Genomic DNA, 17514 nt, shown 5'->3' with positions numbered 1-17514 from the left:
CCTAAAGTTTACTGTTTTAGGTCGCATTCTTCTATTAAATAGAGATGCTGTCCTGAATGATTTTGTAATCTTTTGATTACGTTTTTCTCAAAATCTTTCAAGGTTATTTCACTGTTCAGTTATCAAGGTTCTTTGTGTTTCGTTGCTGACCTGCAACTTTTACAGAATATCATGTCTGTCAGCTTTTGTCAACAACTTTTTTTATTTTTTTAATTCTTATCTCCCGCCGCAACAGGCGTTTCCTGCGCGGTGGAGTTTTATAATAGCACGTCATTTTCTGGATGTCAACACGATTTTGCCATATTTATTAAAGTAGGTCATTTGTCGTTTTTTATCTAAATTATTTGAATTGTGTGCTCAATTCATTTTTCTTTGGATAAAATATAGCGGATGGCATCCTGTACGTTGCTGACACCCACTACATTTATATTTGAATTCTTCTTCAATCCTGCTTTACAAACTTCAGGTAGAATGCAGGTGGTAAAGCCAAGCTTCTCAGCTTCCTGCACACGCTGTGCTGTCATACTGACTGCGCGTACTTCACCACTTAGTCCTACTTCCCCAAAACAGATGGTCTTCTCATCAATCGGAACATCTTTATAGCTGGATACAATCGCAAGCACAATACCTAAATCAATTGCGGGTTCATTCATACGGATACCCCCGGCAATATTTACATATGCATCGCAGGAACTTAAAGACAGTCCCAGTCTCTTTTCTAATACAGCCATCAGAAGATTGACCCTATTATAATCCGTTCCTGCAGCTGTTCTTCTTGGCATTCCAAAATTGCTGTGGCACACCAGTGCCTGTATTTCCAAAAGAATCGGACGGGTTCCCTCCATAGAGCATGCCACTACAGAACCGGATGCTCCTTCCGGCTTTCCACTTAACATATATTCTGAAGGATTTTCCACTTCCCTTAACCCTTCATTACACATTTCAAATACACCTATCTCATTCGTGGAACCAAAACGGTTCTTCACGCCACGCAATATACGATATGCCGCATGACGGTCACCTTCAAAATACAATACCGTATCTACCATATGTTCTAACACACGGGGGCCTGCCACAACACCCTCTTTGGTCACATGGCCGACAATAAAAATAGAAATACCAAGCCCCTTTGCAATCTGCATCAGAACTCCGGTTGCTTCCCGGACCTGGGAAACACTGCCGGGCGCCGATGTAATATTTTCATTATACATGGTCTGAATTGAGTCAATGACCACGATTTCCGGTTTTGTTCTGCTAATCACTTCTTTGATGGTATCCAGATTTGTCTCACAAAGCAGTGATAAAGTATCTCCAAACTCTCCGATACGCTCTGCGCGAATCTTTATCTGCTGCAAGGATTCCTCTCCGGAAATATATAATACATCTGTCTTCTGCATGGAAAGATTCCGGCACACCTGTAAAAGCAACGTGGATTTTCCAATTCCCGGATCACCGCCAACCAAAACAAGGGAACCTTTTACGATTCCACCGCCCAAAACCCGGTCTAACTCTTTTAATCCGGTAGTCAGCCGTTCTTCCTGCCCTGTTTTAATATCTGCAATTTTTACAACTTCTGCTTTTGCTGCTTCCTTCCGCACTTTTGCAGGTGCTGATTTGTCTATCACTTCTTCTACAAAAGTATTCCACCCGCCGCATCCCGGACACTGTCCCATCCATTTGGATGATTCATAGCCACAGTCCTGGCAGAAAAATACGGTTGTTTTTCCCTTTGCCATCTGTTTTCCCCCTTATTCTTGCAATAACTGTCTTTCTTACCTGCCGGCAACTGCGAGAAACACGCTTTGCTTGCTGCTTGCGTAAAAAGAGAACCCAATCTGCCGGAATTGGATTCTCTTTCTTATCATCTTATTGATATATTCATTTATACTCTGGATACTTTTACTGCAACCGGAGTCTCCGGGTCTAATTCTACGCTAAGTGTTAATTTGCCACCTAAATTAGTCTTCATCTGACCAATTGATTTTCCTGCTACAAATACATCATACTCTGTCTCTTCCATTAAGCCAAGTGTAATCTCTGCATCTTCTGGTCCTTCTACTTCAAATTCCACTCCGTTCTCGGATGCTGCCATATTTGTAACTGCAGTTCCTGGAACAGATTCATATACAAACATTCCATTTCTCTCTAATTTGGTAATCTCACGAAATGTCTTAACTTTGTACAAATCTCCCGCATGTTCAAAATTGTCCAGTTTGGATTTTGCTCCCAGTGTATAATCTCCAAAACTGATTGTTCCGTTTGCTTCTGAACGAATTAATTCTGCAACTACAGCCATTTTTTATCCTCCTATAAGCCACTATCCCACGATGGCTTTTTCGTAAATTTTATGAAAATATTATAGCTTATCTCGACACATTTTTCCAGTTATTTTGATGAATTCACAACGGTTTTTATTTCCTTTTTTACCATGCGGATTTCCACATCATCTCCCGGCTTGATTTTACCGGATAAAATCTCTTCTGCCAGCATATCTTCTATCTGTGTCTGTATCATACGCCGCAATGGTCTTGCTCCATATTTCGGATTGTATGCCTTCTCAGCAATGTATCCTTTTACGCTGCCGGTTATGGTCAGATGGATACCCATCTGTTTTTCACACCGGTCAATTAAAGATTTGCTTAAAATGGTGACAATCTTCTTCATGTCCTCTTTATTGAGAGCCCGGAATACAATGGTCTCGTCAATTCGGTTTAAGAACTCCGGCTTAAAGATTCTCTGGACTTCTTCCATTACACCATTTTTCATGTATTCATAATTCTTCTTTTCATCTTCGCCTGCAGCAAATCCAAGCTTCTTCGGTGCAATGATAGACTGCGCCCCTGCATTGGAAGTCATAATGATAATCGTATTCTTAAAATCTACCCGTCTGCCCTGAGCATCTGTAATCTGTCCATCATCCAGTACCTGAAGCAATACATTAAATACATCCGGGTGTGCCTTTTCAATTTCATCAAAAAGAATAACAGAATATGGTTTTCTTCTGACCTTTTCGCTGAGCTGGCCGCCTTCTTCATAACCTACATAACCTGGCGGTGAACCAATCATTTTAGAAACACTGTGCTTCTCCATGTACTCTGACATATCAACACGAATCATTGCCTGCTCATCGCCAAAGACAGCCTCTGCCAGTGCCTTTGTTATCTCTGTTTTACCAACTCCGGTCGGTCCTAAGAAAAGGAAGGAACCTATCGGACGATGCGGATCTTTTAATCCTACCCGTCCTCTTCTGACTGCTCTTGCCACTGCACTGACTGCCTCTTCCTGTCCTACTACACGCTTATGCAGTGTCTTTTCCAGACGGTTGAGACGTGCAGCCTCGCCCTCTGCCAGTCTCTTCACCGGTATCTTTGTCCAGTCAGATACAATTTCTGCAATTTCATTTTCTCCGACAACCAGTTTCTTCTTGTCTGCATCCCGATGGTATTTTTCCACCTGCTTTTCGTATTTCTTCCGGGCAGCTTCCTTCTCCTTGCGGATTGCCCCGGCATCTTCAAACCGCTGTTCCATCAATGCCGTCTCCATATTGTCCTCTAACTGAGCAACCTTACGTTCCAGTTCACCAATCTTCTCCGGCATTTTAAATCCGCCAAGGCGAACCTTCGAGGAAGCCTCATCCATCAAATCAATGGCCTTATCCGGCAGATAACGGTCTGCAATATAACGGATAGACAGCTTCACTGCGGCTTCAATTCCGGCATCTGTAATCTGTACATGATGATGCTTCTCATAGCGTTCTCTTAATCCCTTTAATATTTCTATTGCCTGCTCTTCCGTCGGTTCTTCCACCGTTACCGGCTGGAAACGACGTTCCAGGGCTGCATCTTTTTCAATATATTTACGGTATTCTTCTAATGTGGTTGCTCCGATTAATTGTATTTCTCCACGGGCAAGGGATGGCTTTAAAATATTGGATGCATCAATAGCGCCTTCCGCTCCACCTGCTCCGATAATGGTATGAAGTTCATCTATGAAAAGAAGTACATTTCCTGCTTCTGTCACTTCACGAATGACTTTCTTAATCCGCTCTTCAAATTCTCCACGGTATTTAGAGCCTGCTACCATTCCGGATAAATCCAGTGTTACCACTCGTTTTCCCCGGACTGTATCCGGAACCAGTCCGGATGCAATACGCTGGGCAAGTCCTTCTGCAATAGCTGTCTTTCCAACTCCTGGCTCTCCAATCAGGCATGGATTATTTTTCGTCCTGCGGCTTAAAATCTGAATCACGCGGGCAATCTCTGCCTCTCTGCCAATCACCGGGTCTATCTCACCATAGGCTGCCATAGCAGTTAAATCCCTGGAATACTGGTCTAAGGTTGGCGTTACTTCTACTGCTTTCTTTTTTCCGGATTTGCTTGCCGCAATCTCCTCTTTATAGCGGTTTGCGTCTTCTCCCATGGCTACCAGAGTCTCGATATAAATCTTCTGGATATTCACACCCAGTGTATTCAACAGACGTACACCGGCACAGTCTGCCTCTTTCAATAATGCAATTAAAAGGTGTTCTGTTCCGATATTCTCATTGTCAAAACGCTCTGCCTCCTGGTCAGCGGTCTCAATGATATGCTGAATCCTTGGAGAATAACCTTTCCGATCTAATACTGCCACATCCGAAGATGGAGCGATTAAATCTTCTATCAGTTCTACCAGACGGGTTTCTTCTACTCCCGCATCCATCAGAACACAGGCAGCTACTCCACTGCCTTCTTTTAGCAATCCCAGTAAAAGGTGCTCTGTTCCAATATAATTATGATGCATGCTTCTGGCTGCCTTTGTCGTCAGTTCTATTACTTTTTGCGCTTGTTTTGTATATGGTTTATGCATAAAATCCTCCTGTCACTACGCGCCAATTCTCTTATAAATCATTTAAATCCATTACTTCAATATCATCATCTGATGATTCTTTTTCAATAAAGTCATCATGGCTTGCAAAGATTCCATTATCTTCATCATCGTCATCAAAAATATCTTTGCTCCGCCGTTTCTTCTCTTTTTTTTCTCTCTTTTCCTTTTCACGTTTCTTTCTGCCGGACATAAATTCCGGTTCTTCTTCAAATTCTTCCATAAAGTCAGTTTCACCTAACCGTTCTGCCACTTCTTCCGGTAACTGAGCGGCGGAATCCGCTTCTTCTTTTTCTTCTGACTCTGCTTTCTCCGGTAAATCCTTCACTGCACTGGTCTCTTTTTCTTCGACCGGTTCTTCTTCGACTTTACCGGCATCTTCTACGAATTTCTGTTTCTTCTTTGCCTTTCTGCGTTTTTCTTCTTCAAAGATATCTACTGCTTCTTCGATTTCATCATCGTCCTCTTCTTCATAACCTCTTCTTCCACGAAGCAACAGATTAATAATGATAAAAATAAGAATTACGATTACTACAATTAATCCGGCAATAATTTTTAAATCCCGGTCTTTTCTAGCGGTATATTTGTCATTTAAGTCATTTAATGCATTCTGAAGATAGGTGGTATCGGCATCCTCCTCCGTGCTGTCACTGTACTGGTATTCGCTGAAGGTTCCATCACTGGTATTGTAATTATACCAGCCTTCCTGTCCATCATTTGTCATTCCATATACGGTATAAATATTTTCTGTATCTGTTGCGTATGCATCTTCAAATGTACTGTCCCCAACCTGAATAGGCGTGGTTGCTTCGCCCGGTACAAAGGAAGTCACTGCCGAAGGTGTCATTAAAATCAGATAATTATCCCCATTATCGATACGAATATATGGGCACACACTGCCATCGGTGCCATTTACCACATAAAAGCCTGCATTTCCTGCTGCATCTGTCATATATAAAAGAGATAAATTACCATTGTTAAAAGCAGCACCACGGTATTCAGCTCCCTGATAAGGCACCTGTGCTTCTGTAAAATCTGCCGGAATCTGTTCTGCTGCGAAATCTTCTGACACGGTATAGGCAGATACAGTATCGTCCGGTGTGGCTGTATCTGTGCCATTATCTGCTCCGGTATTATTGTCCGCCGGAGTATTGCCTGTGTCTGTGCTTGTTGTAGTATCTGTATTTGTTGTAGCACCTGTTGCAGACTTGGTTATGGTCAGATGATAAGTTGCAAGATTTCCATTCTCTGCCTGCACTACTACGTCAATCTTTGTATCTCCATCTGTTTTTAAGGTAGTGGTTCCCACCCCGGACTGAATCGTTGCTGCCGGATTTACCGTTTTTGCACTTACCGTCACGCTGCTTACATCCTGTCCTACCTGTACCGTATAGTACATACGGCTTCCTTCAAATGCAGGTGATAATGAACCCTCGGCTACTGTCAGTGTCTCCAGCGAATTATCCGCAGGACCTGCATATACCTGCATCGGCATTCCTGACATGGCAAAAATGCAAATCAATGTCATGAAAAGTATCTCTATCTTACGAATTGTTTTCTTCATTTTCCGTCTCCTTCAATTCCCTTTTTCTCCAAAACAACAGAAAATCTTCTTTTGATTTTCCTGTACAATATAATCAGTTTCATTATAGAAAACTATCGGGAATGCGTCAACCTCAATTCGAAAAACCATGTCGTACTTATCCCACGGATATGTCTAACGGTTTGCCCTGATTAACCATCCCCACACAACTCCGGCAAGAGAAAGACCTGCTGTAATTGCTGCTCTGTGGTTCCAGTCTGTAATATCCTGTCCCAGCAAAGCTGCCAGCAGTAATAATGTTCCGCCGCTTACCATAAGGGCTGCAAGAGCTGCAAGCACTATCATTTCCATTCTTGACGGATGTTTCTTTCCTCTTCTTACATGTACTGTATTATCACGCATAATTGTGACCTCCCTGTGTCTTTTTTCTTATCTTTTTCTTCGCTTTTCTGCCACTTTTCTGGTATTTTTCAGTGGCTTTGCTCTCTGATAAGATCATGTTACAACAGGATGTGTCCCATATTTCGTACCTATATTATGTAAACTTATTTCCCAATTTTTTCTAAATACTTTGTTCCGAATCCAACCTTTTACAATAAATATAACGCTTGATAAACACCATAACCTGTCCGTCAGCTTCTTTGGATGCATAACAATGCAAAAGAGTTCTGCCGGCACAACACCCACAAAACTCTTTTCTCATATCCGTTATATTACTTTATTATTCGCTCTTTGTCTAATTTGCCGTACTGCCTCATAGAGCAATACGCTTACAGCTACCAGCAGACATCCCCACTGGTTCGCACTGAAAATCTTTCTGTCTTCATAATACCTCAGATAATCCAGTACGAATTTTAATATCGCATACAGCAACAGACTCTTTGGAATTATACCATTCCTTCTTCGTTCTGCCATCTTGTGAAGCAACAAAAACGCCAGCAGAAATAAGATCGTCTCTGCCAGCTGGACCGGAAAAAGGTATTCCCCCGCTGCTCCATTATCAAGATAGCGGATACTGCCAGGTCCCTGATATCTCATGCCAACACAACAGCCTGCAAAAAAGCAGCCTAGCTTTGAAACCGCATACATCAGTCCCAATGCCAGCACATATGCAGTCCATAGCTCTATCTTATGTTCCTTACTGATTTTTGTAAAAATCCACACACCGAGCAGGATGCCCGCCATACCGCCAAGACTGGAAAAACCAAATGTTTCTACTTTACCCTGTTCTGCCAGCTGCACAATAAAGGTATAAAATGCTCCAAAATATAATGCCAGGACTGTATTCAAAAGCTCTGAATAAAAGATATGACTGCCCCTTACTCCTGCTTTTTTCAAATACCATGTGACATAAAGATATGCCAGTACAAAGCTTAAGAGAAAACAGATAAAATACGGCGAAATTCTCCAGTGCAAAATCGTAATATCTATCATTTATTTTCCTGCCTCATCAGCCCGGACAGTTTCGGACACAGCTTATGAATGCCAGCCCACAGGCAATAATTGTTACTGCTATAAATACTACTACAAGAATGGCAAGTGCAATATAAAGCCACATCAGCACTTTACCAAATACACTCTGCGGATATTTTACACGGACCAAAATCATAAGTACCAGTGCTGCAATTCCACAGCCAGCCATAAGAAAAGTCAGAATTGAACCTAATACATAGCTGCTTGCGATATTATAATAAATTTCTTCTTTTCCTGCATCAAACAACAGTCCCAGAATAATATTCTTAATAAAAATTACTGCCATCGGTGCAAACATCAAAATCATGGAAATAATACATAATTTGTCTGCCTGCTTCTTATCTTCCGGAGAGAGCTCCGGTCGTGGCATTTTTCCCTGTCGTGGCGGCATATTCGTTGGCATCGGCGGTCTCTGCTGCATCTGCATGTTTGGTGGCATCGGTCTGCCCTGTTGCATCTGCATATTCGGCGGCATTGGTCCACCTTGCTGCGGCGGCATATTCGGTGGCATCGGCGGTCTCTGCTGTGACGGCATGTTTGGTGGCATCTGGTTCCACTGATTATTCATAATTTATCCCTTTACCCTTTCTCAATACATATTACATTTCCTGCAACTTTTATTAGAGTGCTTTCTTCTCTTTAATCGGCTGTTTTTCATCACAACTATAGGTCAGTTTCTCTCCATAGGTCTGCTCGTAAACAGCTTTCCACGCTTCATAATTCTTATCCCGCATCTCACAGGAATTCTGTGCACGCTTTTTATTCGGATCCGGATAAATCGGTTCACAGAAATGCACCGTATATTCCTGCACATAGAATCCGTCATCATCTAAAACATCACTGTCTTCCATGGTAATAAATACGGGAAGTACCGGCTTATTATTTCTGGCAGCGAAGGTAAATGCGCCCTTCTGCAGCGGTCTTGGTTTCCGGTAATTCCACCACATTCCCTGCTCCGGATAGACAAGTACAAATTGATTTTTCTCTAATACCCTGTCTACGGCAGCAATGAATTTCTCCATGGTCTTAAAATTAGAGCTTAACGGCAGTGTGTTGCAATGGCGCATTAACACTCCGTAAAATCCCGGAAATCCGGTATAATTGCCTTCCCGGATTACACGGTACATTTTTTTCTTTTTCAATTTACCCTGCTCGAAGGCAAGCTGGATGGCAAAGCTGTCAAATGCATTGAAATGGTTACAGGTAATGACTGCTCCGTCTGCTACTTTTTCAAGATTTTCAATGCCTTTGTATTCTTTGATTATCAACTGCTTTTTCTTTATCAGCATATTGACAAACCATCTTGCTACTTTAAATGCATATTTGGTCTGTGTCTTGCTCTTTAAACTTCTTGGAAGATAATTAATATCTTCCGGCATCAGAACCGGTGCCGGTGGATTTTCTTCTGCATCTTCTGAAAATCTTCCTTCCAGCTCCAGTTCCTCTATGTGAGCAAGCAGCGCAAGCTTACTTTCTGATTTTCCGGCTTTTTCCATCTTGCGAAGATAATTATCTTCTCTGTTAATCTCAGATACCGCAAGCTGGATTAATTTTTCACCAGACATACTGTCATTGCGGCGCTGCTCATCGGTATAATTAGCAAGTCCTTCTTTTATGGCATCATAATCCGCTGTCATCTTCGCATATTTCCAGAAATACTCTGCCAGACGGCAGTCTTCATAATGCCATGGTTTGGCTGCCATATTAAAATGGAATAATCCCACCTCTTCTTCCGGGCAGGCAAGTTCTCCAAATACCTGTGCATTCCACTTCGGTTCCATATAAAGCACCTGATTCTTGCAAATCAGATTCAGGTAATCCTGATCCTGCGCTACCACAAAAAGATAGATGTGAAGCATCTCTAAGAATTCATCTAAAAGATGATTTTCACGGAACTGACTGCAGTTCATCAGCATTACTCCGGCGTTGAAATATCTGGCACGCTTTACGCCTAATACCTTTTCTACATAATCACCTAAGATATCTGTCTGTGCTACCACACGGTCCGGACAGACTCCGGCATATAATTTACCAAGCTTATGGTCATATAATTCTGCAATATTTCCCACTACGATGGTATCGCTGTCAATATAAAGTGCCTTGCGGTACTGTGGAAACATATCCGGAATAAAAAGCCGGAAATATGTTGTGTTGGAATAATAGTCACGAATCGGAAGCTTATCTGCAATGCTCCTCATCTTGTCTGTAACATCCACAAAATCAATTGCAAATTCTTCATCTGCCATGGCAAGCACTTTTGCCTGGGTTGCTTCCGTAATTCCCATATGTAAAATGTAAATATGATATTTCCGGCTGCGGTCTGCATTTTCCATGATGGACTTCATGGAAACCATCGTATATTTTACAAATCCTTCATCGCAGGCAAAGAAAATCGGTATCTCCGCTTTCTTCCCATACTGTGATAAACTCTTCATTTCCATAAATTAACTCCTTACCTCTTAGTGTCCTGTTCAAATTTCTTTTTCAGATAAATATATTCGAACAGAATATCATCAAACGCTTCATACTTAAAAATTCTGTGAATTGCACTGACATTCCACTGCTTAATATTTGCCGTATGCGGATATGGCAGGTAAAAAAGCCGTTTGGAAAAATGTCTGATTATTGTACTCTTATGTAAGAACTTCTGGTCATTATATTTCTGCGGCAGCATTTTCTTTGCCGTGGTACTTCTGTATACTGCATCCTGATCCGCAAACAGTAATTTTTTTGTCTTAATGAGATGTCTTGCTTTTTCAAAAAGACCTGTTTTCTTAATCTCTGCCATATTAAAAAGCAATACTCCCGCATTGATATAGTTTGGATTGATTAAATATTTTCCATAGTGGTCTCTTGCTGCAGCATACTCATACCCTTTTACATCAATGTCATATAAAAGCTCCGGCTCCCGGTTAAATAAAATATCTGCATCCAGATAAAGAAGCTTATCCGGGATTTCCGGAATCTTATCTGCAAACAGACGAAGCAGGGTATATGGTGAACAATACGCACCTTCGTTCGGACAGCCTGCAAATTCTTCTTTATAAATATCTGTCACATCAATCTTGATTACAATATTTTCTTTGTTATAGGACTTTGCTACCTCATTTAAAAATGCAATCTGCTCATCACTCACCGGCAGAAAATCGTCTCTTAAATGTGATACATCCATTGTAAAAATGTAGATGCGGTATGGCTCTGTCGATTTCGTCCGCATAAAAATGGACAGCATCCCGGTCAGTATTCCATCAAATACTTTGACATTCCCCGAAAATAGAATATTTCTCATACATCACCTTTTTTGATATAAGTAGCAAGTACAAGGGTGTTCCTGCTGCTTCTTTCTTTCATCTGTTCATAAACCCTGTTTCTAAGGTCTGCTTTCTGCTCTTTTCCTCGCAATTTCGCATCCGGATAAAACGGACCATCCACATAGGTTACTATCTGCGGCTTTTTACTATGCTTCCGTTTCTGATATGTATTGGTAAAACAGATTACCGGGCATTGATACTGCACCGGATAACGGAAGGAAGAATCCTTAAAAGGACGTATCTTCGTATAATAAGGCCAGATATGTGCCTCCGGATATATCATCACGCATTTTTTCGCAGTGATTTTCTTTCCGATTTCTTCTAAGAAATGTTTCATGGCATCCTTATCATCTGGCAGCGGCAACGCCCCAAGATATGGCGTTACTTTTCCGAAAAAGGGCATAGAAACATTATTCGGATGCACAATCACATATACGTCCGTCGGATGTGCCAGCATTGTGGGAATCAGTGCATCTGCTCCTGCATTGGTATGATTTCCGTAGAGGAAAAATCCCTGTCCCTTTAACGCTTTTATTTTTTCCCGTCCCACTATCTTATGACGGTATTTTATCTTTAAAAAGCACCATGCCACCGGTTTTGCAATGAGATTATAACAGATAAAATGTAATAATTTCCTTCCCAAGCTGTCCTGGCTGTACTGATATGTTCCATCAATTTTCTTCGCAGTTATCTTTGCTTCCGAAAATTCATCCTCTAATTCATTTTCATAGTAGTATACTCGCATATCCCACAGTTTACTATTTCTTGCTATTTTTTGCAACTTTTCTGAACAAAGAATGTGCCTTGGCACATTCTCGCGCCTGCGGCGGTCGCTTACGACCTCTACCTTATACGCCGCAGTGCGCATCCTCGCAGAGCGTTTTTACTTTACAGGAAAGCAATTTCCTGTAAAGTAAAAACGCTCCTGACAAAGTATGCCAGAAGCTGCTTTTTGCATTTTAATATTTTACATGGAAGCCCCGTTCCGTCTCATCCAGTGGAAGTTCTTTTCTGTCCATGCTGCGGATTTCGATGTAACGGTCCTGGCAGAGTCTTTGAATTATCATATCAATTTCTTCCGGCAGTCCCTGCAATTCTGCCTGTACCGAGCCGTCATATTCATTCCGTACCCAGCCGGTCACACCAAAATGCCCCGCCAGATGCGACATGCGATAGCGGAATCCCACACCCTGGACATATCCGTTAAACTGATAAAAAACACGAATTTTTCTATTTTCTGACATACGACCACCTCTCTTTATCATTCCAATGGTATCAATCTCTTCCATCCAGACTAACGTGCCCGTTGCCTTTTTAAGTTTCTGATTAACTGCGGCGTATGTAATGCCAGTATCCGGTTGACCTGATTGACAACATGTGAATTATTTAACACATATACGATTCCAGCACTTAATCCTAACAGGATAAAAAATGCTATCCAGCCCCAGTCACCCAGATAATCATAGATTCCGGCAAACATCAGAATATCCCGTAAAATCCGGTGCAGCATATATACCGGCATGGTATTCTGTCCGATTACTGACAACCTTGTCTTTCCTCTCGGAATGCAAAACATAATTGCCCAGGAAATAAGAAATGCTGCAATCATCAGGGAAAGGCGGACCATCGGTCCTTTCCACACTTCTTCCAGTTCATAATAGGATATATTTTCATATACCATTCCCAGGGAATCTTTCAACCTTGCTCCATATGCCAGAATAAAGATACAGATTGCCTCCGCGCATGGAACCACCAGTCTCTGAAACTTTGGCTGCAATGCTTTTTCCAGTGTCTTCTGCTCCAGAAAATAGCCCAGATAGAAAAACGGTCCAAATACCAGAATTCGTGACAGACATAAAAAGTCCCCCACATTTTTAAAATAGCCAGCTGTTAATGCCAGCACTACCGTAAGCAAAAGAACCGGCACCGCTTTACATTTACGGACAAGTGGTATCGTCAGATACCATACAATCATTGCAAATAAATACCACGGTGCACCACTCTGGGAAAGGAAATCTATCTCCGTAAATTTTTCAAATCCCGCAATGGCATATACTATCTGAATTGCCACAACGAACACAACATATGCTTTCAGCAGATACAATATTTTCTTAAAATTATATTGTCCATTTTTATAAATTTTCTTGGCAAAATAGCCGGAGATAAATACAAAAAGCGGCATATGAAATACATAGATGAGCCGTTTCACTACCACCAGTGGATTATCTCCATGGATTGGAAGCAGGAAATGTCCAAGCACAACTAAGAATATCAATACCGCTTTTAAATTATCAAAAAAATAGTCTCTTTCTTTATTCATCTTTCTACATCCTCGCATTACCGAAAATGTATTATAGAACTTTTGCGGAAGATGTCAAGATTTTTTATCATTTAGGGAGAATCTGCCCGAGAATAAAGAATGTGCCTTGGCACATTCTCGCGCCTGCGGCGGTCGCTTGCGGCATCTACCTTATACGCCGCAGTGCGCATCCTCGCGGAGCGTTTTTTACTTTACAGGAAAGCAATTTCCTGTAAAGTAAAAAAGGGTACTTGAAAAGCCAAGTACCCTAGTGTATAATTTACTTAGAAAGGTAATCGGATATGCTCCGATTTGCCCTCAGTGAAAACTATTTTTGAAATAGCATCTACTTTTGGACGAGTGGGATGCTATTTCTTTTTATTATTATGATTATCTATGTAAGATAGCGCCGCGAATATTACTAGCAACAAAGTAAGAACTTCTATTGTGTTCATAGGGCATCACCCTCCTTTACCAACTAGAGGGCATCTAATAATCGGAAAACACATCCTGCTTTCTTTTTCAATTATACATTAATATTATACCATGTGAAGAACATATGTTCAATAAGTTCGTTTTTAATTATCTATCTTCATCTTTCCGTACAATCCCTTCTCCATCAAACTCCGGGATAAAACTCTCCTCTGCCACATCCCCTTCTTGGATAAAACCATTCTCAATACCAAGTTCAATCGCATAATCCACCACCGCATCATATTCCGCTTCCGTTACCCGGCGGCTTAATTCCGGATACTCCCTGCACTGTGGCAGCGGCGTATACTGATTCATAATGCTGATAAAAATCTGACCGCCATAGGTCTTAAAAAGATAAGATATCACACGCTTGGAATCTTCCACACAGTCCGGCATAACAAGATGGCGCACAATGACGCCTTTTCTCATCAGAAGAGGCTCCCCGGCTTCGCTGCGCTCCTGATATTCTGCTGCGTCAAATATCATATTATTCTGCTGTTCCGAAATTTTCTTTTTCTCATCTGCCGGAAATTCTACGCTGCTGCCTTCTTTGCCTGCTGCCCGTTCGAAAACAAATTCCGGCTCGCCTACCTGCCGCACCATTTCTGCAATTGCTGCACTGGCACAAGTAAAATAGTCCGCTGCATGGGAATACCTGCTGCTGATTGCGCTGTCAACATATTTTAAATCAGGAAGATAAATATCCACATAACCCTCTAACAGGCGAAGTGTTTCCACCTTTTCATAGGAGCTGGTATTATAAACAACCGGAAGATAAAGTCCCTGCTGCTTTGCCAGCTTCAGTGCTTCAACCACCTGTGGTACAAAATGTCCTGCCGTTACCAGATTGATATTATTTGCACCCTTTTCCTGCAATTCCAGGAAAATTTCTGCCAGCCGCTCTATACTTATTTCAATTCCAGCTTTTCCTGTGGCAATATTGTGATTCTGGCAGAAGATACAGCCTAAATTACAGCCGCTGAAAAATACCGTTCCGGAGCCATTCTGCCCGGAAATACACGGTTCTTCCCACATATGAAGTGCTGCTCTTGCAGCCTTTATAACTGCTGTCTGACCGCAGACTCCCATTTCACCTTTTTTACGATTTACGCCACATTCTCTTGGGCAGAGCATACAATTTTCCATCTCTTTTGCCTTTCCTTTATTTTTTCTTGCGGTTCTTCCCACTCCCGCCGGATTAGTCTTGCCTTTTCCGATTCTATCATATATAGTTATTCTTGTAGGATATTTTCTTATAATAACTATAACTTTTTTATATATCCTAACACAAATCTTTGAAATCACAAAGGAGTCTGACTATGAATACATCGATTCAAAACTGCATGGTTGCCCAGTCCGGCGGACCAACTGTTGCAATAAATGCAAGCCTTGCCGGTGTCATTAAAGGTGCTGCCGGCTGCTATGGCACTGTTTACGGTTCCGTAAATGGAATCTTAGGTATTTTAAATGAACATTATCTTAACCTTTCCGAAATTATGGAAGCGGACGAAAATGCATTAGAGCGTCTGATTCACACACCGGCAATGTACCTTGGTTCCTGCCGTTTTAAGCTGCCGGATTTTATGGATGATGATTCTTCTTATAACTATATTTTCAAGCAGTTTGAAAAGCTGAATATCGGTGCATTCTTCTATATCGGCGGAAATGATTCCATGGATACCGTATTAAAGCTTTCCGAATATGCCGAGCGAATCGGAAGCAATGTCCGCATTATTGGTATTCCAAAGACCATCGATAATGACCTGATGGTAACAGACCACACTCCGGGATTTGGTTCCGCCGCCAAATATATTGCATCTTCTTTACTTGAAATTGCACATGATACATTTATCTATGCCGTAAAGAGTGTAACAATCGTAGAAATTATGGGACGCGATGCCGGCTGGCTGACCGCCGCTTCCGCCCTTGCCAGAAATGAATACAGCGATGCACCGCATCTTATTTATCTTCCGGAATGCAATTTTGACAAGGAGGAGTTCTTAACAGATGTGCGTGCGCTCTTAGAGGAACACAACAATATTATCATTGCGGTATCTGAAGGAATTCATGATGCAGAAGGCAATTATATCTGTGCTGGAGAAAGCATGGAAGATACCTTCGGTCACAGCCAGTTAAGCGGTGCCGGTAAAGCATTGGAATATCTGATCAAAGACAATATCAACGTAAAAGTCCGTTCTGTAGAAGTAAATGTATTACAACGTTGCGCTGCCCACCTTTCTTCTGCCACCGATTTAAATGAAGCAGTTGCTTCCGGTGAACATGCTGTTGCGTTTGCAAAACAGGGCATTACCGCTTCCATGGTAACCATGAACCGTACTTCCAATGCACCATATACCATCGAATATGGTTATGCAGAAATCAAGAACATTGCGAATGAAGCAAAATCCGTTCCGAGAGCATGGATTAACGAGCGCGGAAATGATGTTACTGAAGAAATGGTTGAATATCTTCTCCCACTGATTCAGGGCGAGACTTCCATTTCCTACGAAAATGGACTGCCAAATTATATGAACGTGTCACACCTGACTAACAAACGTTAGTTACCCGCATATTCAAAATCCGCTGTCCCGGTTAAGACATTTTAATCAGTCTTTTCCGATACAGCGGATTTTTATTCCGAAATCATCTCAATGAATTTGCCGACTTCAGCCCATGCCCGCTTGGATTCCGGCATCATAAGCATTGCCATCTGGAACACATGAAACATTCCTTCGTAAATGCTTAAGCGGACTTTTACGCCCTGCTTCTTTGCCTTCTCTGCTACGGATGTGGAATCACTTAAAAGCATCTCATAAGAACCAACCTGAATCAGCATTGGTGGAAATCCTATGAAGTCACCAAACAACGGTGAAATATAAGGATTCGTTTCGTCTGCGTCTCCCACATAATCCTTATTATAAATGAGACTGTCCCTTGTATTTCCAAATAACGGGTCCCGCTCATAATTCGTATCATAGGATTCACCGCTGGCAGTCAGATCTGTCCAGGGAGACATGGCAATCAGTCCGCAGGGAAGTGCTTTCCCATGATCCTTTAAGTACATGCAAAGTGCCAATGCCAGTCCACCTCCGGCAGAATCACCTGCCACAATAATCTGTTCCGGCTTAAATCCACAGCTTAGCAGCCATTCATAGGCTTCCACCGTATCTTCCAATGCTGCCGGGAAAGGATGCTCTGGTGCCACGCGGTAATCGATGGTCAGCACACTGATTCCTTTTCCCACCTCACTGTAAAGTCCGGCAAAGGTACGGTAGGCATTTCGCATTTTTCCAATATACCCGCCACCATGCAGCTGCAGAACTACTTTATCTTCCCTTGGATTCTGCATGGAGGTTAAAAGCTCCATTTCAAACTGTGGCATCTTAATTTTCTGCATCAGAAAACAGTCCGGGCATTTCCACGCCGGTTCCACCATTTTCTTACGAAGCTCTCCGGTCTTTAATTTTCTTCCTATCAAGTTATCACTTGCAAAACGGGCAATTAGGTCACGGATGACTCTGCCCTGTACACTCGTCTTACTTTCTTCCATA

At 41.9% G+C, this 17514-nt stretch carries 15 protein-coding genes; 1 reads left to right on the top strand and 14 read right to left on the bottom strand.

Going from position 1 to position 17514, the window contains the following annotated elements; translation table 11 throughout:
• Positions 1-362: 362 nt before the first annotated feature.
• The 13 genes from radA to DWV68_RS02520 form a co-directional block, all read right to left on the bottom strand.
• On the bottom strand, positions 363-1736 hold the full coding sequence (radA, locus tag DWV68_RS02580) for a DNA repair protein RadA (RefSeq protein ID WP_118664974.1): 1374 nt from the start codon (positions 1734-1736) through the stop codon (positions 363-365).
• 146 nt (positions 1737-1882) lie between these two features.
• On the bottom strand, positions 1883-2296 hold the full coding sequence (locus tag DWV68_RS02575) for a hypothetical protein (RefSeq protein ID WP_022243974.1): 414 nt from the start codon (positions 2294-2296) through the stop codon (positions 1883-1885).
• A gap of 89 nt (positions 2297-2385) precedes the next feature.
• Positions 2386-4845 (bottom strand): ATP-dependent Clp protease ATP-binding subunit, encoded by a 2460-nt coding sequence (locus DWV68_RS02570; RefSeq protein WP_118664972.1) that lies wholly within the window; start codon positions 4843-4845, stop codon positions 2386-2388.
• Between the two features lie 31 nt (positions 4846-4876).
• Positions 4877-6427: a cadherin-like beta sandwich domain-containing protein gene (locus DWV68_RS02565; protein WP_118664970.1), complete on the bottom strand. Its 1551-nt coding sequence runs from the start codon at positions 6425-6427 to the stop codon at positions 4877-4879.
• Positions 6428-6580: 153 nt separating this feature from the next.
• Positions 6581-6808, bottom strand: a complete 228-nt coding sequence (locus tag DWV68_RS02560; RefSeq protein ID WP_022243971.1) for a hypothetical protein — start codon at positions 6806-6808, stop codon at positions 6581-6583.
• A 306-nt stretch (positions 6809-7114) separates the two neighbouring features.
• Positions 7115-7840 carry a prolipoprotein diacylglyceryl transferase family protein gene (locus tag DWV68_RS02555; RefSeq protein ID WP_118056397.1) on the bottom strand — a complete coding sequence of 242 codons (726 nt, stop codon included), beginning with the start codon at positions 7838-7840 and terminating at the stop codon, positions 7115-7117.
• Between the two features lie 16 nt (positions 7841-7856).
• Positions 7857-8447, bottom strand: a complete 591-nt coding sequence (locus DWV68_RS02550; protein WP_117697625.1) for a hypothetical protein — start codon at positions 8445-8447, stop codon at positions 7857-7859.
• A 52-nt stretch (positions 8448-8499) separates the two neighbouring features.
• The gene (locus tag DWV68_RS02545; RefSeq protein WP_118664968.1) at positions 8500-10320 is read right to left on the bottom strand and encodes a glycosyltransferase; all 1821 of its coding nucleotides are present in this window, start codon (positions 10318-10320) and stop codon (positions 8500-8502) included.
• 11 nt (positions 10321-10331) lie between these two features.
• Positions 10332-11168 (bottom strand): glycosyltransferase, encoded by an 837-nt coding sequence (locus DWV68_RS02540; RefSeq protein WP_117697621.1) that lies wholly within the window; start codon positions 11166-11168, stop codon positions 10332-10334.
• Entirely contained in the window at positions 11165-11935 is a 771-nt protein-coding gene (locus DWV68_RS02535) for a lysophospholipid acyltransferase family protein (RefSeq protein ID WP_118664966.1), read from the bottom strand. Before DWV68_RS02535 ends, DWV68_RS02540 begins: the two co-directional genes overlap by 4 nt.
• A gap of 214 nt (positions 11936-12149) precedes the next feature.
• On the bottom strand, positions 12150-12479 hold the full coding sequence (locus DWV68_RS02530; protein WP_242997889.1) for an acylphosphatase: 330 nt from the start codon (positions 12477-12479) through the stop codon (positions 12150-12152).
• Between the two features lie 5 nt (positions 12480-12484).
• Positions 12485-13510 carry an acyltransferase family protein gene (locus tag DWV68_RS02525; protein ID WP_197420797.1) on the bottom strand — a complete coding sequence of 342 codons (1026 nt, stop codon included), beginning with the start codon at positions 13508-13510 and terminating at the stop codon, positions 12485-12487.
• 561 nt (positions 13511-14071) lie between these two features.
• On the bottom strand, positions 14072-15109 hold the full coding sequence (locus DWV68_RS02520) for a radical SAM protein (protein WP_118664997.1): 1038 nt from the start codon (positions 15107-15109) through the stop codon (positions 14072-14074).
• A 173-nt stretch (positions 15110-15282) separates the two neighbouring features.
• Between DWV68_RS02520 and DWV68_RS02515 the strand changes: the two genes are divergently transcribed.
• A complete protein-coding gene (locus DWV68_RS02515; RefSeq protein WP_118088284.1) occupies positions 15283-16524 on the top strand; it encodes a 6-phosphofructokinase in 1242 nt (413 codons plus the stop codon).
• Positions 16525-16595: 71 nt separating this feature from the next.
• On the opposite strand, the gene DWV68_RS02510 is transcribed toward DWV68_RS02515, so the two are convergent.
• Positions 16596-17513, bottom strand: coding sequence for an alpha/beta hydrolase (locus DWV68_RS02510; protein WP_117840628.1), 918 nt, complete (start codon positions 17511-17513; stop codon positions 16596-16598).
• Position 17514 lies beyond the last annotated feature (1 nt).

It is taken from the genome of Roseburia sp. AF12-17LB (assembly GCF_003479605.1).
In the GTDB taxonomy this organism is placed as follows: domain Bacteria; phylum Bacillota; class Clostridia; order Lachnospirales; family Lachnospiraceae; genus Roseburia_C; species Roseburia_C amylophila.
The sequence above is the reverse complement of the archived record's forward strand: the minus strand, read 5'-3'. Positions and strand labels throughout refer to the sequence as shown.